The organism is Actinomadura napierensis, from assembly GCF_039529375.1.
In the GTDB taxonomy this organism is placed as follows: Bacteria; Actinomycetota; Actinomycetes; order Streptosporangiales; family Streptosporangiaceae; genus Spirillospora; species Spirillospora napierensis.
The window spans coordinates 163,527-185,076 of the sequence record NZ_BAAAMR010000004.1; the positions used below are offsets into that span (position 1 = coordinate 163,527).

General features: G+C 73.7%; 20 protein-coding genes. 9 read left to right on the forward strand and 11 right to left on the reverse strand.

What is annotated here, in order from left to right; translation table 11 throughout:
- Positions 1-121: 121 nt before the first annotated feature.
- A complete protein-coding gene (locus ABD296_RS04445) occupies positions 122-706 on the reverse strand; it encodes a Uma2 family endonuclease (protein ID WP_344261688.1) in 585 nt (194 codons plus the stop codon).
- A 186-nt stretch (positions 707-892) separates the two neighbouring features.
- On the opposite strand from ABD296_RS04445, the gene ABD296_RS04450 reads away from it, so the two are divergent.
- Positions 893-1,447, forward strand: a complete 555-nt coding sequence (locus ABD296_RS04450) for a DUF1707 SHOCT-like domain-containing protein (protein ID WP_344261690.1) — start codon at positions 893-895, stop codon at positions 1,445-1,447.
- A 109-nt stretch (positions 1,448-1,556) separates the two neighbouring features.
- Complete coding sequence (locus ABD296_RS04455) at positions 1,557-4,178, forward strand: hypothetical protein (RefSeq protein ID WP_344261692.1); 2,622 nt, start codon at positions 1,557-1,559, stop codon at positions 4,176-4,178.
- Positions 4,179-4,409: 231 nt separating this feature from the next.
- On the opposite strand, the gene ABD296_RS04460 is transcribed toward ABD296_RS04455, so the two are convergent.
- The 3 genes from ABD296_RS04460 to ABD296_RS04470 form a co-directional block, all read right to left on the reverse strand.
- Positions 4,410-4,598, reverse strand: coding sequence for a hypothetical protein (locus ABD296_RS04460; RefSeq protein ID WP_344261694.1), 189 nt, complete (start codon positions 4,596-4,598; stop codon positions 4,410-4,412).
- Positions 4,599-4,728: 130 nt separating this feature from the next.
- Positions 4,729-6,621 (reverse strand): endonuclease/exonuclease/phosphatase, encoded by a 1,893-nt coding sequence (locus tag ABD296_RS04465; protein WP_344261696.1) that lies wholly within the window; start codon positions 6,619-6,621, stop codon positions 4,729-4,731.
- Positions 6,622-6,704: 83 nt separating this feature from the next.
- Entirely contained in the window at positions 6,705-6,896 is a 192-nt protein-coding gene (locus tag ABD296_RS04470) for a ferredoxin (protein WP_344261698.1), read from the reverse strand.
- A gap of 298 nt (positions 6,897-7,194) precedes the next feature.
- On the opposite strand from ABD296_RS04470, the gene ABD296_RS04475 reads away from it, so the two are divergent.
- Positions 7,195-7,875 carry a class I SAM-dependent methyltransferase gene (locus ABD296_RS04475; protein ID WP_344261739.1) on the forward strand — a complete coding sequence of 227 codons (681 nt, stop codon included), beginning with the start codon at positions 7,195-7,197 and terminating at the stop codon, positions 7,873-7,875.
- A gap of 195 nt (positions 7,876-8,070) precedes the next feature.
- Here the strand turns inward: ABD296_RS04475 and ABD296_RS04480 are convergent, their stop codons facing one another.
- From ABD296_RS04480 to ABD296_RS04500, 5 genes are all read right to left on the reverse strand, one after another.
- Positions 8,071-9,177, reverse strand: a complete 1,107-nt coding sequence (locus ABD296_RS04480) for a glycoside hydrolase family 15 protein (RefSeq protein ID WP_344261700.1) — start codon at positions 9,175-9,177, stop codon at positions 8,071-8,073.
- Positions 9,167-9,928 carry a class I SAM-dependent methyltransferase gene (locus tag ABD296_RS04485; RefSeq protein WP_344261741.1) on the reverse strand — a complete coding sequence of 254 codons (762 nt, stop codon included), beginning with the start codon at positions 9,926-9,928 and terminating at the stop codon, positions 9,167-9,169. The genes ABD296_RS04480 and ABD296_RS04485 overlap by 11 nt, the downstream gene beginning before the upstream one ends.
- A gap of 97 nt (positions 9,929-10,025) precedes the next feature.
- Complete coding sequence (locus ABD296_RS04490; RefSeq protein ID WP_344261702.1) at positions 10,026-11,318, reverse strand: glycosyltransferase family 4 protein; 1,293 nt, start codon at positions 11,316-11,318, stop codon at positions 10,026-10,028.
- 28 nt (positions 11,319-11,346) lie between these two features.
- The gene (locus ABD296_RS04495; RefSeq protein WP_344261704.1) at positions 11,347-12,582 is read right to left on the reverse strand and encodes a cytochrome P450; all 1,236 of its coding nucleotides are present in this window, start codon (positions 12,580-12,582) and stop codon (positions 11,347-11,349) included.
- 37 nt (positions 12,583-12,619) lie between these two features.
- Positions 12,620-13,885 carry a cytochrome P450 gene (locus ABD296_RS04500; RefSeq protein WP_344261706.1) on the reverse strand — a complete coding sequence of 422 codons (1,266 nt, stop codon included), beginning with the start codon at positions 13,883-13,885 and terminating at the stop codon, positions 12,620-12,622.
- Between the two features lie 332 nt (positions 13,886-14,217).
- Here ABD296_RS04500 and ABD296_RS04505 point away from each other — a divergent pair, with 332 nt between their 5' ends.
- Positions 14,218-14,460: a hypothetical protein gene (locus ABD296_RS04505; RefSeq protein ID WP_344261708.1), complete on the forward strand. Its 243-nt coding sequence runs from the start codon at positions 14,218-14,220 to the stop codon at positions 14,458-14,460.
- 12 nt (positions 14,461-14,472) lie between these two features.
- Here the strand turns inward: ABD296_RS04505 and ABD296_RS04510 are convergent, their stop codons facing one another.
- Complete coding sequence (locus ABD296_RS04510) at positions 14,473-15,465, reverse strand: MBL fold metallo-hydrolase (protein WP_344261710.1); 993 nt, start codon at positions 15,463-15,465, stop codon at positions 14,473-14,475.
- 110 nt (positions 15,466-15,575) lie between these two features.
- Positions 15,576-16,736 (reverse strand): steroid 3-ketoacyl-CoA thiolase, encoded by a 1,161-nt coding sequence (locus ABD296_RS04515; protein ID WP_344261712.1) that lies wholly within the window; start codon positions 16,734-16,736, stop codon positions 15,576-15,578.
- Between the two features lie 674 nt (positions 16,737-17,410).
- Between ABD296_RS04515 and ABD296_RS04520 the strand changes: the two genes are divergently transcribed.
- The 5 genes from ABD296_RS04520 to ABD296_RS04540 all read left to right on the forward strand — a co-directional run.
- Positions 17,411-18,439 (forward strand): polyprenyl synthetase family protein, encoded by a 1,029-nt coding sequence (locus tag ABD296_RS04520; protein ID WP_344261743.1) that lies wholly within the window; start codon positions 17,411-17,413, stop codon positions 18,437-18,439.
- A gap of 82 nt (positions 18,440-18,521) precedes the next feature.
- On the forward strand, positions 18,522-18,698 hold the full coding sequence (locus tag ABD296_RS04525; protein ID WP_344261714.1) for a hypothetical protein: 177 nt from the start codon (positions 18,522-18,524) through the stop codon (positions 18,696-18,698).
- Positions 18,699-18,814: 116 nt separating this feature from the next.
- The gene (locus ABD296_RS04530; RefSeq protein WP_344261716.1) at positions 18,815-19,882 is read left to right on the forward strand and encodes a terpene synthase family protein; all 1,068 of its coding nucleotides are present in this window, start codon (positions 18,815-18,817) and stop codon (positions 19,880-19,882) included.
- A gap of 149 nt (positions 19,883-20,031) precedes the next feature.
- Complete coding sequence (locus ABD296_RS04535) at positions 20,032-20,292, forward strand: hypothetical protein (RefSeq protein ID WP_344261718.1); 261 nt, start codon at positions 20,032-20,034, stop codon at positions 20,290-20,292.
- A 21-nt stretch (positions 20,293-20,313) separates the two neighbouring features.
- The coding region (locus ABD296_RS04540) for an MMPL family transporter (protein WP_344261720.1) at positions 20,314-21,550 on the forward strand (1,237 nt) is incomplete at its 3' end.

Below are 21,550 nucleotides of genomic sequence, written 5' to 3' on the forward strand. Positions count from 1 at the left end.
TCTCCCTCTCTCCGTTGCGACGCCCTCACTCTGCCCCGCCGCCACCGCGGCAAAAAGTGGCGAGATCGCCAACAACTGAAAGAATCCGGCCACCCGTCGCCTTGTCGATTCGGGGGCGGCGTCAGTCCATCTCGGACAGGCGGACGGGATCGAAGCTGATCGGGAACGGCGCGTCCAGCGTGATCGTCTCGCCGGAGCGGGCCTTGCCCGCCAGCTCGTAGCGGCCCTCGGTGAGCTCCAGCATCGTGATCGACGGGCGGGGCTCCAGATCGACGAGCCAGTAGTGCGGGATGCCGGTCGCCGCGTACTCGTCCACCTTGCGGACGCGGTCGATCTGCTCGTTCACGGTGCGGGGCGTCACGACCTCCGCGACCAGCATCAGGTCGGGGCCGTAGTAGGTGCGGGTCCGCCGCTCCAGCGCGGCGCGCGCCACGTCGCGGGCGACGGCGAAGACGTCCGGCTTGCGGACGCCGGACGGGGTGGTGACGTCCTGCGGCGCGCCCGCCACGTGCACGTCCGCGTCCGCCTGGCGGGCCGCGTCCTTCAGGATCGACTTCAGCGTGTCGGCGGCGTGGTCGTGCCACATGTCGCCCGGCAGCTCGTTCAGCCAGCCGTCCGCCAGCTCGTAACGCCGGCCCTCCTCGGGCATCGCGTCCAGGTCGTACAGCGTGTACGGGCCGTGCGCGCGCCCCGGCGTCCCGCCCATGGACCGTCCCCCCTCAATCAACGGGCTGGTTCCGAATCTACCGGCCGGACGCCCCCGAGCCCGGCATCCCATGATCGCGAGTCGGATCCGGGCGAATCTCTCGCAAACCGAGCGAGATCGAGTTAAGATACATCGCGTTCAGCCCGAGTCGGGCTGCGGGCACACCGCCGCGAAGGAGATGCCGAGATGACCGTCGAGCAGCGAAAGGGCCTGCGCGCCTCCGACGGCGACCGCGACCGGGTCCTCGTCCGGCTGCACACCGCCTACGCCGAGGGCCGGCTCAGCGAGACCGAGCTGGACCAGCGCATCGACCTCGCCCTGGCCGCCCGCACCGAGGACGACCTGGCCGAGGTCTCGGCCGACCTGCCGGGCGCCGCCGCGTCCCCGCCCGCCACCGACCGCGGCCCCGCCGGGCGCTTCCAGATGGCCTACAAGAGCACCGTCCGGCGCACCGGCATCTGGCGCCTGCCGGAACGGTTCACCACCGTCGTCTACAAGGGGCACGCCCTGCTCGACCTCCGCGCCGCCGAACTCGACGGGCCCGTCACGACGATCCGCGTCCTGGCCTACAAGTCGACGGTCGACGTCATCGTCCCGCCGGGCGTCCGCGTGGAGACCGGCGGCATGGGCGTCTCGGCCGACCTGCACGGCGCTCCGGGCCCCGACGCCCCGGTCGTGCACATCCAGGGATTCGCCTACAAGGGGGAGATCGAGGCGAAAGATCGGATCCGCCCGGCGTGAGGTGATAGAACGCTCCAGCGGCCTGATCGGCCGCCGTTCCCGCAGATGTCCGAACAGGCACCGGCGTGGCGCGGTTTGATAGTGGCCCCAGGACCGTGAAGGAGCATGCGTGACGGCGAGGACCCCGGAGCGGGACGGCACCGCGTCCCCGGCCGGCGCGGAGCCCCCTGCCGACGACCGGCCGACCGGATCCCGCCAGGTCAGGCGCCGCCTGACCTTCGGCGTCGCCGGCGACCTCGCCGACCTCCCGGCGGCTGTGTCGCCCTGGCAGCGCGCCTACGAGGCATGGCGCACCGCCGGCATCCGCTGGGGCCACGGAGCACCCCCGCGCGACCGCGCGACCGCGCCCGAGACGCCCCCGAGCCGCAACGCCATCCGCGCAGACGCCCCGCCCACCGAACCCCCGATCCCCGCGGACGCCGCCGAGCCCGCGAACAAGAAGCCGAACACAAGAAAGCGCAAGCGCCGCACCCCCGCCGAAACCGCGCCCGAGCCGCATACGGAAGCGGCGAAGCCCGAGGTGGTAGAGCCGGGGGCCGGGGAGGCGGCGAGTGTCGAGCCTGAGCCGGTCGTCCCGGACGCTGGGGGGCGGCGGACGCGTGGGGTGCGGGTCGTCATTGCGGGTGCGGCCGGGCTGGTGGTCGTCGCGGGTGGTGTGTTGTTCGCGCTCGACCGGAGTGACGACGGAGCGAAGAAGCCGCGGGTGCCTGCGGCGGTTCCGGCGGGGGCGATGTTCGCCACCGATCCGGCGGCCGCGTCGGACGGGCTCGTCCAGGACCTCGCCGTGGTGGCCGCGTCCGGGCGGACGGTCGTCGCGGCCGGGACGGAGGGCGACGGCACGCCGGGGCAGGAGCGCACGCGGTTCCTGGTGTCCGCGGACGGCGGGCACGCGTGGAAGGCGGCGAAGGTGCGCGGGGCGGGCGGCGCGGAGCCCCCGGCCGGGGAGCGCCCGCGGCTCGTCGCGGCCGGGTCCGGGAGTTGGATCGCGCTCGGCCAGTCGCCCGCGGGCACGGTGGTGTGGCTGAGCAACGGCGGCGCGACCTGGACGCGGCACCTCGACACGTCCGCGTTCAAGCCGGGCGACCAGGTGAACGCGCTGGCCGCGACCGCGCACGGGTACGCCGCGGTGGGGTCGGCGGGCGGCCGGGCGGTCGTGTGGAGCACCGCGGACGGCCGGGCGTGGCAGCGGATCGACGGCCTGCAGGCCGGGATCACCGGGCTGGACCGGCTCGCCGCGGCCGGGGACGTGCTGGTGACGCACGGGACGTTCAGCCGGAAGGTGACCCGCAAGAAGGGCAAGAAGAAGGTCACCCGGACGGTGCGGGGCGACGGCCTGTGGCGGTCCGCGGACGGCGGGCGGACGTGGACGGCGGTGAACGTCCCGCAGGCCCAAGGATCGTACGGTTCGACGAACGGCCTGGTCGCGGGGCCGGGCGGGTTCGTGACGGTGCGCGAGGGGCAGCGGACGACGGGCCCGAAGAAGCACCGCAGGACGACCCGGTTCGGAGTGCTGTTCACCTCCCCGGACGGCCTGAGGTGGCAGGCGAAGGGCCAGTTCTCCGCGCCCGGTTACGCCGGCGTGGAGCGGTTCGGCGGCTCCGCGGCCGGGCTCGGCGTCCTGGTCAAGGGCGTGAAGGGTCGGCGCACGGTGCTGCGCAGCGCCGACGGGCGCGGCTGGCAGCCGTCCGGGACGGTCGTGGGCCCCGTGGTCAGCAGTGGGCTCGCGGTCGCGGCGGGCGGCGCGGTCATGGTCTCGGGACGGCAGGGCGGTGACGCGTACCTGTCGGGGGTGAACCTCGCGGCGGTGCCCGGCGCGGTGCACGCCGAGCGGACCGTCCGGTCGCTCGCGGCCGGGCCGGGCCGGGCGGTCGCGGTGGGTGGCACGAACGGCGGCGTGGCGGTGTGGAGCTCGCCCGACGGCCGCGGATGGACGCGCGGCCGGTTCCCGGGCGTCGCCGGGGCGCTGGCGGACGTGGCGTTCGGCGCGCGCGGGTGGCTGGCGGTCGGCCGGACGTCCGGTGCCCGTCCCGGCGCGCTCGCGATGACGTCGCAGGACGGGACGGTGTGGCAGCGGGCGCCGATGCCCGCGGGTCCGCTGGCCGCCGTCGCGTCCGGTCCGGCGGGTTATGTCGCGGTCGGCGGAGGCGCCGCCTGGCGGTCGACCGACCTCAGGACGTGGAGGCGCGCGCCGGTGGCGGGCAACCTCGCCGACGTGGTGGCGACCGGCACGGGGTACGCGGCGGTCGGCGGCCGGGACGGCAAGCCCGCCGTCTGGACGTCGCCGGACGGCGCGAAGTGGACGCAGGCGGCCGCCGTGCCGCCGGGCACCGGCCCGCTCGGGCAGGTCGCGGCGCGCGGGAACATGCTGGTCGCGGCGGGGACGGGCGCGGGCCTGCTGGTGTCGGCCGACGCGGGGCGGACGTGGGCACGACGTTCCCCGGCGGGCGCGCGGCAGTTGACCGCGCTGGCGGCGACGCCGAAGGGGTTCGTGGCCGGCGCGACGACCGCGGCGGGCGAGGCGGCCGTGTTCGGTTCGGCGGACGGCGCCGCGTGGCGCCGGGTCCCCGCGCGGGGGCTCGGCGGGCGCGGCGATCAGCGGCTGACCGCGATGGCGCCGGCCGGCGGCACGGTGCTCGCCACCGGCGTCAGCGTCCGGGACGGCGCCGAGACGCCGCTGCTGTGGCGGGCGCCCGCGCCGGCGCCGAGCGCCGCGCCGAGGACGGAGCCCTAGGGCGGCGCCCGGTCAGGGGGTCACCCGTTGCAGCCGCAGGAGCAGCCCTTCGGGCACGAGCATCCGCCGCCATGTCCGCAACTGCAGTCTTTTTTCGTCATGAGCGGAAAGTAACCCGACGAGTGCTTTGCGGTCTATGACCCCGGCGCGACGGGGACCTGTCGCCGGGGGTGGAGGGCACGGACCGCCCGACGGCGGGGGGACGCGCGGGCGGCCCGTGCGGTCTCGGGCTCAGCCGCGGATGTGCAGGTCCACGCCGAGCAGGATGAGGAACCAGAGGAATATGGCCAGCAGCGCGCTGCCGACCTGGCGGAGCAGCGGGACGTCGATGTAGCCGCGGTCCCACGCGACGAACACGCCGATGATGAGATAGATCAGGCCGATCAGGCTGATGTGGCGCGACCGATATCTGTACGCCATGGGGGGCGTCTCCTCCCTGAGGGGGTGTGACGACCGGTCGCTGCCCCCGGGCCGGGGAGACAAACACCAGCGGGTTTCCGGATCGTTCCCAGACGATCTTTCGGTGCCGCCGGAAAAGGGGTGGCGCCCGTCACTTCCCGGACAGGTCGATGCGCACCACGGTCGGGTCGTGGTCCCCGGCGCGCGCCGCGAACTCCGAGCCGCGGTGCACGATGTCGAACTCGTGCTTGCGCTTCTGCAGGGACCGGCTGAGCAGGATGTGGTCGAGGTCCTCGGAGTTCCCGCCGGACACGGTGGTGTAGCGCTCCTTCGCGGGCAGCCTGGCGGGCAGGTCGGTCAGCCCGGTGCCCGTCGTCAGCGTCCGGACCGGCGCGGACGTCCCGCCGTCGCTGAGGCCGCCCGTCACGATCACGTCGGCCTTCCCGCCCGCCGCCTGCACCGACCTGACGAACCCGGCGACCACGCGGGCCTGCGCGTCGCGGCGCCACTCGGTGGGCCGGGACGGCGGTTGGAACCGGCCGAAGACGGGCTGGTCGTCGCCGCTGCGCGGGTACCAGTCGTCGGCGACGACGATGATGCGGCGGCCCCGCCAGGTGACCTCGCCGGCCAGCGGCTTGCGGGCGCCGCTCCAGGCGGCGTCGCGCGGCGCGATCCGGCCGGGGGACAGTGACAGGCCCGCCGTGCCGCCCGTCCGCCGCACCGCCTTCGCCGCCGTGACGGACGGGTCGGGTTGCCCGGCGGGCGGGTCCTCCGCCATCGGGTCGGCGGGCGCGGGACGGTCCACGAACGCCAGCCCCCGGTCGGTGCGGAACAGGAACCCGATCCGGCTGTTGCCGCCCTTCCCGCCGCCGTCGGCGCCGTCGCGCGGGTTCACCGAGCGCCAGTCGTAGGCGGGGCCGCCCGCCTCGCTGATCGCGGTGATCAGCTGCGCGACGGTCTGGTCGGTTGCGACGGTGCCGTCGTCGCGCGGGCCGTTGTTGTCCTGCAGCCCGCTGACCGCGACGAGGTCGGGGGAGCCCAGCCCCTGGACGATGTCGCCGGCGAGGTCGCGGAAGCGCTGCGGCGGGCTGTCGGGGTTCAGGCCGGCCAGCCCCGCGGTGCCGACCGCGAGTTCGCCGGGCCTCTGTGGCCGGGCGACCTCCTGCGGCAGCCCGCCCCCGGCGCGCCGCGGGGTGGAGGTGAGCAGCAGCGTGAAGTCGCCGTAGGAGTAGTCGAGCACGCCGTCGTTCGCGCCGGGCAGCCGGTCGCCGACGTTCATCCCCGGCAGCGGCGCGAGCGCGTCGTCCAGGACGATCCGCTCGGGGTTGGCGTCGCCGTCGCGCAGCAGGATGCCGCCGCGCCCGGTCCGCGTCCCGGCGCCGGCGCCGTTGGCGGGCAGCACCGGCACCTGCCCGTCGCTGGACGGTCCGACGGCGACGGCGTCGCCGATCCGGACGCGCATCCCCTCCAGCGACTCGTAGAAGTCGAGGCCGCTGTGCTTCGGGTCGAGCGCGCCGCCCTTCTCCACGTCCCCGCTCCGGGCCGAGACCACGGCGGACGGCGGACGGCGCCCGCCCGGCCCGAGCACGACGGGGGCGGGCAGCGCGGCGCCGTGCCCGGCGACGGCGGTCGAGGTGGCGTCGATCTCGGTGCGGGCGAGCCCGGCGGACGAGGCGCCGCCCGGCCGGAACTCGCTGACCTTCCCGCTCACCCGGACCGCGTCCCGGGCCACGGCGGACGGCCGGGTGCGGGTGAAGACGAACACGCCCTCGGACGTCGCGTCGTTGCGGTCGGGGTGCGGGTCCTGCATCCAGAAGCCGTTGCCGGTCACGGCGGTGACGACGCCGGGGACGTTGACGACCGTCGCGCCGTTCAGGGGCGAGAGGTGCGCCGCCCCCTGGACGTCGCGGATGTGCCGCCCGGTGAGCGGCGCGGCCGCGAGCGCCGCCGGCGGCACCGCCAGGGGGACGGCCAGCGCCGCCGCCACAACGGACGCGAGCGTCCGGGCCGTCCGGAGACGGCCCGCTGCAGCTGCGAACGCCACCCGCACTCCACGATCGTCTAGTCGCCTGACGGACAGGCAGCAGGATGGCACGCGGACCGGGCCGCTGACGAACCGCGGGGCGCCTACTCCTCCAGGCTCAGGGCGGCCTTCGGGCAGGAGCGCACCGCATGCCGGACGTGGTCGGCCTCGTCCGCCGGCACGTCCGGCTTGAGGATCTCCAGCTCGTCGTCGTCGTTGAGGTCGAAGACCTCGGGGGCGAGCCCGACACAGACGCCGTTGGCCTCGCACACCAGCGGGTCGACTCGTACTCTCATCGGCTACTCCGTTCGCGTTCCCGGATGGGCGGGCGGTCCCGGGGAGGTCCGCACGGCGGCGCGGCCCCGCCGGCCCGGTGCTCGGCGCCCAACCTACCGAACGGGGTTCTGCCGCCGGTCGCCCGCCCGGAAAAGTAGAACACGTTCCATTCTGAGGTGGCAAGACCGGGCCGAGACCCGAGTCTCATTCGGCGTCGGATAGTGTGCCCCGATGACTGGAACCCCGTCCGCTTTTCACGAGGCGTCCACCCTCCCGGGGACGACCGGGGCCGCGGACCGCCCGGCCGGCCCTCCCGCGATGCCGGCGGACCTCCTGCGCGCCGCCCGCTGCGCCAAGGGCTTCATGCCGGACGACGAGGGCCGCGTCCTCTACGAGACGGCTCTGGAGTACGGGGCGCGGCTCGCCGCCACCGGTCCGCTGCTGGAGGTCGGGACGTACTGCGGGAAGTCGGCGATCTACCTCGGCGCCGCCGCCCGGCTGGCCGGCACGGTCGTCGTCACCGTCGACCACCACCACGGTTCCGAGGAGAACCAGGCGGGCTGGGAGCACCACGACCCGTCCCTGGTCGACCCGAGCACCGGCCGGATGGACACGCTGCCGACCTTCCGCAAGACGGTCGGCGCCGCCGGCCTGGAGGAGCACGTCGTCGCCGTCGTCGGGCAGTCCCGGACGGTCGCGGCGTTCTGGCGCACCCCCCTCGCGCTGCTGTTCATCGACGGCGGCCACGCCGAGGAGCACGCGCAGGGCGACTACGAGGGCTGGTCGCCGCACGTCGCGGTCGGCGGCGCGCTGGTGATCCACGACGTGTTCCCCGACCCGAAGGACGGCGGGCGGCCCCCTTACCACGTCTACCTTCGGGCGCTGGCGAGCGGCGCGTTCGAAGAGCGCCGAGCACAAGGCTCCCTACGCGTCCTGGAGCGCGTCTCCGAAGCGGACCCGGCCGCCGCCCCCCGACCCGCCGCCCCAGGCGCCTCATAAGCCGCAGAACGGCCACCGCGCAACACCGGGAACCCCACCGGGGGGGTGTGGGGGCGGAGCCCCCACCGGGGGGCGTGGGGGGCCGGCCCCCCACCGGGGGTGGCCGAAGCCCGCAGCGGAGCGCCAGCGGAGCGGAGGGCGCCGGGCGCCCCCGCAGCGGGGGGTGTGGGGGGTCGCCCCCCCACATGGTTATGGCTACCGCACCGGGACCAGCGCGCAGCCGCACGCCAGCGGGTCGGACGCGGCGCACGGCCCGAGCGGGCGCCCGGCGATCTCCTTGAACAGCCGCGCCCCCGGCGAGGCGTCCGCCAGCGCGTCCGCCGCCAGGACCACCGCCGCCGCCGTGTAGGTGGAACGGTCCCCGGGGAAATGCCGCTCGTTCTCGAACTGCCAGCCCGTCCAGTACGAGCCGTCCTCGTGCCGCAGGTGCTGGATGGAGGCGAACAGCTCCAGCGCCCGGTCGCGGTCGCCCGCCGCGTCCAGCGCCATCACCAGCTCGCAGCTCTCCGCCGCCGTCACCCACGGCTGGTCGGACACGCAGCGGCAGCCGAGTCCCGGCACGACGAAGGTGTCCCATTGCTCCGCCAGCCGCCGCGCGGCGGCCTCGCCGCGCACCGGACCGCCGAGCACCGGGTAGTACCAGTCCATCGACCAGCGGCTCTTGTCGGCGAACGCCTCCGGATGCGCGGCCACCACGTGGCCGAGCTGGTCGGCGGCGAGTTCCCACTCCGGCTGCGGCTCGCCGAGGTGCTCCGCCAGCGCGACCGCGCAGCGCAGCGACTGGTAGATCGACGAGCAGCCGGTCAGCAGCGCGTGGTCGGACGCCTCGCCGCTCTCGTGCCGGATCCAGATGATCTCGCCGCGCCGGGTCTGCAGGCCGAGGACGAAGTCGACCGCCCGGCGCACCGTCGGCCACATCCGCCGCGCGAAGTCGTCGTCGCCGGTGCACACCAGCTCGTGCCAGACGCCGACGGCGACGTAGGCGGCCTGGTTGGACTCGCCGCCCGGCTCGGTGACCTCGCCCAGCACCCACTTCGCGGGCCACGACCCGTCCGGGCGCTGCACGTCGGCCAGCCACTCGTAGGCCCGCCGCGCCTGCTCGCCGAGCCCGGCGACGGTCAGCGCCATCGCGGCCTCGACGTGGTTCCAGGCGTCGACGTGGCCGGGCACCCCGTGGGTCGGCGAGAACCACGGGATCGCGCCGGACGCCTCCTGCTGGCGGGCGATGCTGCGGGCCGTGGCGACGATGTCGTCCGAGGTCACGACCCCCGGTACGGAGGGGGGAGCGGTCTCAGACGGCATCCGCCGTCTCCTTGGCCGGGGCCGCCGGCGTACTCGTCGCCGCGGGCTTGGTGAAGTACACGACGACGCTCTTGCCGATCAGCGGGTTCAGCGCGCGCTCGGCCAGCCGGGTCGCCAGCGGCCGCTTCATGATGTCCCAGACGAGGATCTGGTGGTAGGCCTTGGCGAGCGGGTTGCCGTCGTCGTTCACGCCGACCGCGCACTTGATCCACCAGTACGGGGCGTGCAGCCCGTGCGCGTGGTGGTGGCCGCCGACCTTGAAGCCGATCGACTTGAACTTCGCCTCCAGCTCCGCGCGCGTGTAGATCCGCACGTGGCCGCCGGGGGCGGTGTGGTAGTCCTCCGACAGCGCCCAGCAGACCCGTTCGGGCAGCCAGCTCGGCACCGTCACGGCGAGCCTGCCGCCCGGCCTGAGCACCCGCAGCAGCTCCCGCATCGCCCGCATGTCGTCGGGGATGTGCTCGAACACCTCGGACGCGATGATCTTGTCGAAGTGGTCGTCGGGGAACGGCAGGTCCAGCGCGTCGCCCTGCACGGTCTCGGCCGTCGCGCCCGCGGGGACCTCGCCCTCCAGGCGCATGGCGCCGAACATCGTCTCGACGCCGGCCAGCTCGTCCGCGTCGAGGTCGAAGGCCACGACGTGCGCACCCCGTCGGTACAGCTCGAAGGCGTGCCGTCCGGCCCCGCATCCCATGTCGAGGATGCGGTCCCCGGGGGTGATGCGGAACCGCTGGAAATCCACGGTCAGCAGGGTCGTGCTCCTTCCGTACGGGAGCCCGGATGGGGCTCCCACTGCACTTCTCACATGCGGTCTTGCGTGATGCGGCCCCTTACGGGTGCCGCCCGTCTCAGCCGCCGGCCGCCCGCTTGGACGCGGCGAGCCGCAGGTAGTTCCGCTCGCGGATCGCGGCGCGGTAGTGCTCGACGGTGGCCTTCGCCACGGCCGGCCAGGCGAACCGCTCCTGCACGCGGGCCAGCCCGGCGGCGCCCACGCGTGCCCGCTCCCCGGGGGAGTCGTGCAGCAGGCGCAGCGTCGCGGCCAGCTCCTCGACGTCGCCGGGCGCGACGAGCACGCCCGCGTCGCCGACGACCTCGGGCAGCGCGCCGGCGCGGCTGGCGACCAGCGGGCTGCCGGACGCCATGTGCTCGACGGCGGGCAGCGAGAAGCCCTCGTAGCGGGACGGGACGACGGCGATCTCCGCGGACGCCAGCAGGTCGCCCAGCTCGTCGTCGCTGATGCCGCTGACGAACCGGACCCGCTCGCCGAGCGCCAGCTCCCTCACCAGCTTCTCGGTCGGGCCGTCCTTCTGCGGGCGGCTGACCACGATGACGTGCACGTCCCGCTCGGTGGCGACCTTGGCGACCGCGCGCAGCAGCACGTCGACGCCCTTGATCGGGGCGTCCGCGCTGGCCATCGCGACGATCCGGCCGGGGACGCGCTCTCCGCGCGGGTGGAAGATCCGGGTGTCGACGCCGAGCGGGAGGATCTCGATGTCGCGCGGGTCGACCTTGAAGTCCTTGACGATGTCGACCTTGGACGAGTCCGACACCGTCAGCACCGGGCCGATCCGCCGCGACACCTGCGCCTGCATGGCGACGAACCCGTACCAGCGGCGCTTGCCGAGCTTCTGCTTGACGCCCTGCGCGGCCTCCAGTTCGATCCGCCGGTCGACGCTGATCGGGTGGTGGATGCTGGTCACCAGCGGCAGGCCGAGCCGGGTGATGGCGAGGTTGCCGAGGCCGAGGACCTGGTTGTCGTGCACGACGTCGAAGTCGCGGCGGCGGCGCCTCAGCTCGCGCAGCGCGCGCAGGCTGAAGGTCAGCGGCTCGGGGAAGCCGCCGGTCTTCATGTGCGCGAACTCCAGGACGTCGACCCAGTCGCGGAACTCGCCGAGCGACGGAGTGCGGAACGGGTCCTCGTCCCGGTACAGGTCCAGGCTCGGGATCTTGGTGAGGGCGATCTCGTCGCGGTCCAGCTCCGGATACGGCTGGCCGGACAGCACCTCCACGGTGTGCCCCAGGTCGACCAGTTCCCGGCTCAGATGCCGGAGGTAGACGCCCTGGCCGCCGCAGTGCGGCTTGCTCCGGTAGGAGAGCAGGGCCACCCGCAACGGTCCGCCCGGCTCGTCTGCCTCACCCACGCCAGTACCTGCCCACGCACCACTCCCGTCAGTCGCGGGACGCCGGTCGCACACGCACCGGCATCTCCTTTATGCCGTTGATGAAACTAGACCTTAGCCTCCGTACGTTACCGCCGAGTTCAATATTGGGCACAGTGTCCAAAAGTGTTTCGAAAAGCACACTCAGCTCGAGCCGGGCGAGATGGGAGCCCAGGCAGAAGTGCGGCCCGCCGCCACCGAACCCCAGGTGGGGGTTCGGGTCCCGGCCGACGTCGAAGGCGCCGGGGTCGGCGAACACCGCCTCGTCCCGGTTGGCGGAGGCGTAGAACACCACGACCTTGTCGCCCTCGGAGATCCGGCGTCCGCCCAGCTCGGTGTCCCGGACGGCCGTCCGGCGGAACATGTTGACCGGCGTCACCCAGCGGACGATCTCGTCCGCCGCCGTCCGCACCAGCGCCCGGTCGGCCCGCAGCCGCGCCCACTGCTCGGGGTGCTCCAGCAGCGCCAGCATCCCGCCGGACGCGGCGTTGCGGGTCGTCTCGTTGCCGGCCACCGACAGCAGCATCACGAACAGCTCGAACTCGTCGCCGTCCAGGACCTGGCCGTCGGCGTCCGGCTGCAGCAGCCGGGTGACGATGTCCTCGCGCGGGTTCTCCCGCCGGTCGGCGGCCAGCACGTTGGCGTAGGCGTACAGCTGCGTCGCCGCCTCCTGGCCTTCCTCCGGCGTCCGCTGGAACTCCGGGTCGTCCCCGCCGATCAGCGTGTTGGACCAGTGGAAGATCTTCTCCCGGTCCTCCGGCGGGGCGCCCAGCAGCTCGCAGATGACGTACAGCGGCAGCGGCGCGGCGAGGTCGCGGACGAAGTCCGCCTCTCCGCCCCGCTCGACCGCTTCGGCCACCAGCCTCCCGCAGATCTCCCTGATGTGGTCGGCGAGCGCGCCGATCGCGCGCGGGGTGAACCCCCGGTTGACGATGCCGCGCTTGCGCGAGTGCTCCGGCGGATCCTGGTTCAGCATCATCAGCCGCTGCAGCGCCAGATGCTCCTCCGGCGGCTCGTCGAACAGCGCGAGCCGCTCGTAGGAGGAGAAGATCTCCGGATGCCGGGACACGTGCACCACGTCCGCGTGCCGGGTGACCGCCCAGAAGGGCGGGTAGTCCCGGCCGGGGTCGCCGTGGTGCCGGTGCACCGGGTCGTGCTCGCGCAGCCACGCCAGCTGCTCGTGGGGGATGCCGCCGCGCTCGTACGCGCCGGGCTCCACCAGGTCGATCTCAGGGGTGGTGGTCATCGCGCCTGGACCTCCATGTCCGGGGGGACCTCGATCGTCAACCGTGGCGGGGGGACGGGGTGAAGCGCACGGGCAGCTCCTTCAGCCCGTTGACGAAGTTGGAGCGCAGCCGGCGCGGCTCGCCGGCCGGTGCGATGTCGGGCATCCGGTCCAGGATCGTCTCGAAGATCATCTTCAGGTTCATCCGGGCCAGGTGGGTGCCGAGGCAGAAGTGCGGGCCGCCGCCGCCGAACCCGATGTGCGGGTTCGGGTCGCGGCCGACGTCGAAGGAGAACGGGTGGTCGAAGACCCGCTCGTCCCGGTTCGCCGACCCGTAGAACAGCACGACCTTGTCGCCCTTGCGGATCAGCTTGCCGCCCATCTCGACGTCTTCCATCGCCGTGCGGCGGAACTGGTTGATCGGGCTCACCCAGCGGACGATCTCCTCGACCGCCGTGGGCAGCAGGCTCCGGTCGGCCTTCAGCCGCTCCCACTGCTCGGGGCGCTCGAAGAACGCCTGCATGCCGCCCGCCGTCGCGGTCCGGGTCGTCTCGTTCCCGGCGATCGACAGCATGATCACGAAGAGCTGGAACTCCTCGTCGCTGATCCGGCCGCCGTCCGCGTCCGGGGTGAGCAGCTTGGTCACGATGTCGTCGCGCGGCGTCGTCGCGCGCGCGGCGGCGAGCTCGCCCGCCCAGCCGGCGAACTCGGCGGCGCACAGCTGCGACTCGGTGCGGTCCCCGATGTACTCGGGGTCGTTGAAGGCCACCAGCTTGTTGGACCAGGCGAAGATCTTCTCGCGGTCCTCCAGCGGCGCGCCGAGCAGCTCGCAGATCGTGTACAGCGGCAGCGGCGCCGCGAAGTGCTCGACGAAGTCGCACTCGCCCAGCTCGGCCGCCTCGTCGATGAGCTGGTTGCAGATCTCCCGGATGTGGCCCTGCAGCTTGCCGATCATCCGGGGGGTGAAGCCCTTGTTGACCATGCCGCGCAGCCGGGTGTGGTCCGGCGGGTCCTGGAACAGCATCATCTGCCCGTACAGCGCGATGTCCTCGTCGCTGAACTCCTCGAACATCGCCGACCGCTCGTGCGAGGAGTACAGGTCGGGACGCCGCGACGCGCGCACCACGTCCTCGTGCCGGGTCACCGCCCAGAAGCCGTCGACCCCGTCGTTGGGATCGGCGTGCCAGTGCACGGGGTCGTTGTCGCGCAGCCACGCGAACTGGCGGTGCGGGATGCCGCCGCGCTCGTAGACGCCCGGATCGATGACGTCGATCTCGGGGGCGACGAAGGCCGGGGTGGGAGCGGTACGGATCTCAGTGGCCATGGGTTTCCTTCGAGCCGGTGCGGGCTGGTCACTTCGAGGACGGGACGGTGGCTCCGTGTCGCGCCACGCGGGGCCGGTCACCGGCGTCGGACGCCGGTCGGATGATCTTGTGATCGAACGCTTGCTTGGCATCCGGATATAGAACACGTTCTAACATGAGACTGGAGTCTCATCAAGAGTCCAGACTGCAGAGTGACTCGGATCGCATCGCCCCGTCACCCTGTGGCGACGCCCGTGCGCACGCCGTTGTCCGGCATCGAGCGGTGTAGGGCCGTATGTGGGGGAATGTCACCCTTGTACGCGCCCGTGTTCGGGGGAGGGGAGGTCCCGCGATGTTTCTCGCACTGGTGGCCGGCGGGATCCTGGTGTACGCCGTCGTCGATCTCGTCAGGGCGGCGGTCCGCAAGCGCCGGGCCCGGCGGGCGGCGTGGCCGCGCCCGCAGGTGTGGACGGAGCCGGCCGCGCTTACGACGGCAGAGCTCGAGCGGCTCATCGCCGCCGAGCCCGAGGCCCTGATGTGGACCGAGGACGATCAGCGGTGGCTGGAGAGCCGCCGCATCAGCCTGCGCTCCTGACCGGCTTTCTCGCTAGCTCAGGACGTAGCGGAGGGGGTCGTCGGCGCCGTCGCGGCGGACGACGCCGCGGTTCTCCAGCGTCCGCAGGTGCGCGGCCGCCTCGCCGGCCGCCATCCGGCGGGCGCCGAGCGGCATCTCCTGCCACGGATGCCGCCAGGTGAGTCCCGCGGTGACGTCCCAGAGCGTGACCGGGCGCGACGACAGCAGCGCCGTCACCTCCGCGAGCCGCTCCTCGTGGTGGCCGATGATCTCCCGCGCCCGGCCGGACAGGCCGTTGAACCGGTACTGGTGCGCGGGCAGCACCTCGTCCGCGGACATCGCCGAGATCTTGTCCAGCGAGCCGAGGAAGTCCGACAGCGGGTCCACGTCCGGAGTGTCGTAGGGGTAGAGGCCGATGTGCGGGGTGATGCGCGGCAGGACGTGGTCGCCGGTGAACATCCGGTCGCCGTCCTCCAGGTGCAGGCAGATGTGGCCGGGGGAGTGCCCGGGCGTCCAGACGACCCGCAGCCTGCGGCCGGGGACGTCGACCAGCTCGCCGTCGTCCAGCTCGCGGTCGGGGATGGCCGGCGGGTCCACCCGCGGCTGCTCCATCCCGCCCGCCAGCTCCGACTCGCCGGCCCCGGCGCGGCGCATCGAGGTCAGCTCGAACGAGCGGCGCTCCTCGTGCCCGAGGCTGGTGTGGAACAGCCGGACGATCTCGGTGTCCGCGCGGTGCATCGCGATCCACCCGCCGGACGCCTCGCGGACCCGCCCGGCGAGCCCCGCGTGGTCGGGGTGGAAGTGCGTGACGACGACCCCCCGCACGTCGGCGACGTCGATGCCGAAGGTGCCGAGCCCGTCGCGCAGGGCCGTCCAGGCGTCCTCGTGCTCCCAGCCCGCGTCGATGAGGACGGGGCCCTGCGGGCTCTCCACCGCGTACACCAGCGTGTAGGCCAGCGGGTTGCCCGGAATGGGGACGGGAACGCTCCACAGCCCCCCGCCGAGATCTTCGGGTACCGGCTCCACGAGACCGCCTTTCGCGCCCAATCGGTCGGGCGAGTCGGTTCGGGGGGACCCTAACGGAGTGCGGAACGGCGCTCCGCATCCGGGGTCCCCCCTTGTCGGACGCGTCCTCGTCAGATGCGCTCGATGATGCTCGCCGTCGACAGCGCGCCGCCGCAGCACATCGTGATCAGCGCCGTCTGCGCGTCCCGGCGCTCCAGCTCGTGCAGCGCCGTGGTGATCAGGCGGGCGCCGGTGGCGCCGACCGGGTGGCCGATCGCGATCGCGCCGCCGTTGACGTTGACGGTGTCCATGTCCGGCTCGTGCACCGACGCCCAGGACAGAGCGACCGACGCGAACGCCTCGTTGACCTCGCTGATGTCGATGTCGCCCATCGTCATGCCGGCCCGCTTCAAGACCCGCTCGGTCGACTGGACCGGCCCGTCCAGGTGGTAGTACGGCTCGCCGCCGACCAGCGCCTGCGCCCTGATCCGGGCGCGCGGGCGCAGCCCCAGCTCGAACGCCTTCTCCTCGGACATGACGACCACCGCGGCGGCGCCGTCGGAGATCTGCGACGAGGTCCCGGCGGTGTGCAGCGAGCCCTCGCCGAGGACGGGCTTGAGCTTGGCCAGGCCCTCGGCGGTCGTCTCGCGCAGGCCCTGGTCGCGGGTGACGGTGCGGGTCTCGCCGGTCGGCTCGCCCTCGGCGTCCAGCACCGGCGCCTCGATCGGGACGATCTCCCGCTCGAACCGGCCGTCCGCCCACGCCTTGGCGGCCAGCTGCTGCGACCGCGCGCCGAACGCGTCCAGGTCGCCGCGGGTGAGGCCGCGCCGCTGCGCGATCCGCTCGGCCGCCTCGAACTGGTTCGGCATGTCCAGCGACCAGTCGTCCGGGCGCGGGTTGTGCGGCAGCACGTTGGTGCCGAGGGGCGCGCGGCTCATCACCTCGACGCCGCAGCCGATCGCGACGTCCACGACGCCGGCGGCGACCTGCGAGGCGGCCAGGTGGACGGCCTGCTGCGCCGACCCGCACTGCGCGTCGATCGTGGTGACCCCGGTCTGCCAGGGCAGCCCCGCGTAGAGCCAGGCGTAGCGGCCGATGTGCGAGCCCTGCTCGCCGGCCTGCGTCACGCAGCCCGCGAAGACCTGCTCCACCTGGGCGGCGTCGATGCCGGCGCGCTCGACGGCGGCGATCAGCGTGTGCGACAGGACGGCCATCGGCTTCAGTCCCGCCAGCCAGCCGTTGCGCTTCCCGAGCGGCGTGCGCACCGCCTCGACGATCACCGGGGTACCCATGCGGTCTCCTTCTAGAACGGGATTCGCCTTCGACTGTAACCAGTTCTACTTTCCCCCGGAAGCCCCGTCCCGCCCATCGGGATCACCCGCCGCGGCCTCCGCCGGCAGGCGGGAGACGGCGCGCATGGGCGAAGAGGGGCTCGGGCGGCTTCGGCAAGGCGACGGCACCGAGTCCCTCTTCGCGTGTACCGGTACGGCGTCTCCCGGGGGCGTGAAACCGGTGCGCTCGATACCCGCACTGAGGCCTGAGGTTAGACCGCCGCGCGCGATCGAATCGACCCGTCTCCCGGCGATAAGGGCCTGCCGTGGCGGCCACCTTTTCAAATCTACGGCGCATTACTGACCCTTCGAGATCGGGGCCGATTCGGATTCCAGGATCTTTATCATTCGGTGTGCGAGATCTGTCCGCGCTGGTCAGTCGCATGTTGCTCGCGAGGAAGTGCCTACGGGTGACGCCCTCTTGCCGGGCGCGTGACACTGCTATTTCCTTTCCTGGTGATCGCGATGGCGGCTGACTACGTCAGGCCGCCGGGAATTCGCGTCCCGCGCGGCCCCGAGCGGCGAATGCGGCGTTTGGTGAAGGCGGTGCGCGGCGATCCCCGAGAACGCTCGTCCCGTTCGGGCGGGCCCCTCGGGGCCGGTGCCCCGGCCCGTCGATCACAAGGCAGGTGGAGATGCCGAACACCCGGCAGGCGACCGAGATCGCCTTCGAGTCCATGGCCCGCTGCGGTGCCCTCGTCCGGCCGGCGATGCGCGCCGCGGTGGACACCCTGGACCCCGCGCTGGTGGAGATGGCGGAGTTCGCGCTCGGCTGGCGCGACGCGTGCGGCGCGCCCGCCCGCGGCGGCGGCAAGGGCCTGCGCCCGGCGCTGGTCCTGCTCGGCGCCGAGGCCGCCGGCGCCCCCGACGAGGCCGCGCTGCCCGGCGCGGTCGCGGTGGAGCTCGTGCACGCGTTCTCGCTGGTGCACGACGACATCATGGACGGCGACGAGCGGCGCCGGCACCGCCCGTCCCTCTGGAAGGCCTACGGGACCGGCCCCGCCGTGATGACCGGCGACGCGCTGCTGGCCCTCGCGCTGGACGTGCTGGGCCGCGAGCGGTGCGCGGCGGCCGTCGGCCTGCTGGCGGAGGCGCTGCTGGACGTGGTCGGCGGCCAGGCGGCGGACGCCGCGTTCGAGTCCCGGCCGTGGACCGGCCCGGACGCGGTCACGGTCGAGGAGTACCACGCCATGGCGGTCCGCAAGACCGGCGCGCTGCTGGGGTGCTCCGCCGCCATGGGCGCCGTCCTCGCCGGCGCGCCGCCGGGCCTGGCGGCCGGCCTCGCCCGCGCCGGGTGCGAGCTCGGCCTGGCCTTCCAGGCGGTCGACGACGTCCTCGGCATCTGGGGTGACCCCGCTGTCACCGGAAAGCCGGTCTTCAGTGACCTGCGCCGCCACAAGAAGACCGTGCCCGTGCTCGCGGCACTGGCCGGCCCGCGGTGCGATGACCGGCTGGTCGAACTGCTGACCGGCGCACCCGCGGACGAGGAACTCCGCGAAGCCGCGTTCCGGATAGAACGCGCAGGTGGACGCGCCATTACCGAGGAAATGGCGCGAGATCGGCTGGAGTCGGCGACCGGCCGGCTGCGGGCCCTTCCGCTGTCCGGCCGGGCCGCGGCGGAACTGCTCGCGGTCGCGGCGTGCGTGGTGGACCGGCATCGCTGATTTCCGGCCGCCCAGGTTTGATCACTCAGGGTCACGGGCAGCTACTCGGCGCAATCCCCCGAATGCCGAAAGGACCCCCGTAATGCGAAAGATCAAGCAGTTCCTCGCCGTGCTGTTCGTGACGGTCTCGACGATGGCCGGCACCGCGGTCGCCGCCGCGGCGAGCACCGTCTCCGGCGGCGACGGGGGCGGCGAGGGCGTCACCCACATCCTCGACAACCTCCTCAACGGCTCCGGCGGCGGCGTCTGGTTCTTCTGACCCACTGGTGCGCCGGGCCGGCCGGGAGCGGCCCGGCGCACCTCCCCCGCCGAGAACACCGAGACCACTGAACCCTCCACCGAGTCCCCGCCGAGACCACCGAGAGGACAGCGGCCATGACCAGCACGGCGACGACCCCCGAACTGCCGCCGGTGTACTGCCCGGTCGAACCGGCCGTCCACCCGCGGGCCGACGCGATCGAGCGGCGGGCGGTCGAGTGGGTCGACCGGATGCCCCTCTACCGCGACGACCGCGAACGCCGGCGCGTCATCGGCACCAACAGCGCCGAGTTCTACGCGCGCTTCGCGCCCTTCGGGCCCGAGCACAACGTCCAGATGGCGGCCCACTGGGTGTACTGGGGGTTCGCCTTCGACGACGCGCGCTGCGACTCCGGCCCGCTCAGCGCGCGGCCCGATCTGTTCCTGGCCATGGCCGGGCCGCTCCAGCGCGCCCTGGAGGCGCCCTACGAGAACCTGACCGAAGACCCGCTCGTGGCGGCGCTGCAGGACATCGGACGGTCGTTCCACGAATGCGCGACGCCCGTCCAGGTCCGCCGGTTCTGCGACGCGCACCGCGCCTGGCTGTTCGCCGTGGCCTGGCAGATCGTCAACCGCGTCCGCGGACACATGCCCGACCTGGCCGAGTACACGGCCATGCGGCTGCACAGCGCGGGCGGAGCCCCCACCTTGGCGATGCTGGAGATCGCCACCGCCGCCGAAGTGCCCGCGCGCGAGATGGACTCGCCCGCCGTGCGCGCCCTGACGGAGATGGCCGTCCTGGTCGCCTCCTGGGACAACGACCTGCACTCCTACCGCAAGGAGTGCTGGGAGGGGCACACCGACCAGAACCTCGTCACCGTCCTCGCCCACCACGAGGGGTGGACGGCCGAGGAGGCGATGGTGCGGGGGGTCGGCATGCGCGACCGCGTGCTGGCCCGCTTCCTGCGGCTGCGGGAGGACGTCCGGCCGAAAGCGAGCCAGGAGCTGCGGCAGTACCTGCAATGCCTCGGTCACGCCATCCGCGGCAACATCGACTGGGCGCTGAAGGTGCCGCGCTACAACGCCGTCGAGGTCGCCGGCGCCCCGCTGCAGGACCCCGGCTGGGCGGACGGGCCGTCGGACGCCTCCACCGACCCGCTCCCGATTCCCGGCATCGCCTGGTGGTGGGACCGCGTGGCCGGGTGACCGGCCCGCCGCGTGACCCCCGCCGCCCCGGTGGCTCAGGGTGACCGGCCCGCCGTCCAGGGCCTGACTCCGCGTGCATGCGCCGGGCCCGCGGTCCGGCCGTAAAGCATCACCATCTGTTACCCACATCGCACAGAAAGGGATTTCCCATGCGCACCACAGCCAAGCGGCTGCTCGTGGCCGCCGCGGCGGCCACGGCCCTCGCGGCCCTTCCCCTCTCGGCCGCCCATGCCGCCGCGGACCCGTCGCCCCGCGGCGGCAGCGATCACTGGCACGACTGGCGGTTCGTCGGCGACTACGACAGCTCGCTCATCTGCGAGGCCCAGGGCACCGAACTGGTTTTCAGCGGCGGCGCCAGCGGCTACCGCTGCGAGAGCCGCGGCGACTCCTACGGGCTCTACGTCAGGTGACGACCGGCCGGGGGGTGGCTGATGGGATGGTCCGCGCCGCCGTTCGCCCTGCGCGGCCGCGGGCGGCCCGGCCGCCTGCTGGGCCGGTTCGGGCGGCTGTGCGCCAGGCGGCGCACGGCCGTCCTGGCCCTGGCCGGCCTGGCGACCCTCCTGCTCGGCCTCGCCGCCTCCGGCCTGGGCGACCACCTGTCCAACGGCGGGTACGGCGCCGCCGGGACCCAGTCCGCGCGGGCCGACCGGATGCTCGCCGACCGCTTCCACCAGCGGCCCCCCGACCTCGTGCTGCTCGTCGAACCCGGGCACCGCGTCACCGGGAAGAAGACCGTCCGCCGGGGCCGCCGCCTCACCGAGCGCGTCGGCAAGGAGCCGGGGGTGGCGGGCGTCCGGTCGTACTGGAGCCCGCACTCGTCCGACCTGCGGTCCAAGGACGGCCGGTCCGCCCTCATGGCGATCACCCTCGACGGCGACGACGGCGAGGCCGCGCGGACGGCCGAGCGGCTCGTCCCGCGCGCCCGCGACCTCGCCCGCCCCTGGAAGGTGTCGGCCACCGGCCCGTCGTGGGTGGACGTCCGGTTCAGCCGGCAGGGCAAGGAGGACCAGCGCCGCGCGGAGATCATCGTCGTGCCGGTCACCGTCCTGATCCTGCTCGCCGCCTTCGGCTCGGCGTACGCGGCGATGCTCCCGGCCGTGGTCGGCGCGGTCGCGGTGATCGGGACGCTCGCGGTCCTGCGGCTGCTGGCCGGCGCCATGGCGATCTCGGTGCTGGCGCCGAACCTGGCCACCGCCATCGGCTTCGGGCTGGCCATCGACTACAGCCTGTTCCTCGTCACCCGCTACCGCGAGGAGTTGGCCCGCGGCGTCACCGTCGTGACCGCCGTCGAGCGGTCCGTGCGCACCGCCGGCCGCACCGTGCTGTTCTCGGCCGTGACCGTGCTCGCGGCCCTGTGCGGGCTGCTGCTGTTCCCGATGCCGGCGCTGCGGTCGCTCGCCTGCGCGGCGATGACCGTCGTCGGCATGGCCGCCGCCGCGGCGCTGCTCGTGGTGCCCGCCCTGCTCGCCGCCATCGGGACCCGGATCGACCGGTACGATCCGTTCGCCCGGTGGCGCCGCGCGGCGCCGGCGCCGGCGGTGCGGACGGGGCCCGCGGGACGGCGGCGGACGCCCCTGCTCGCCTGCGGGACGCTGCTCTGCGGCCTCGGCCTCGCCGCCCTCCAGCTCACCGGGCTCCGCACGACCCGCCTTCCCGCCCGTCCTGCCG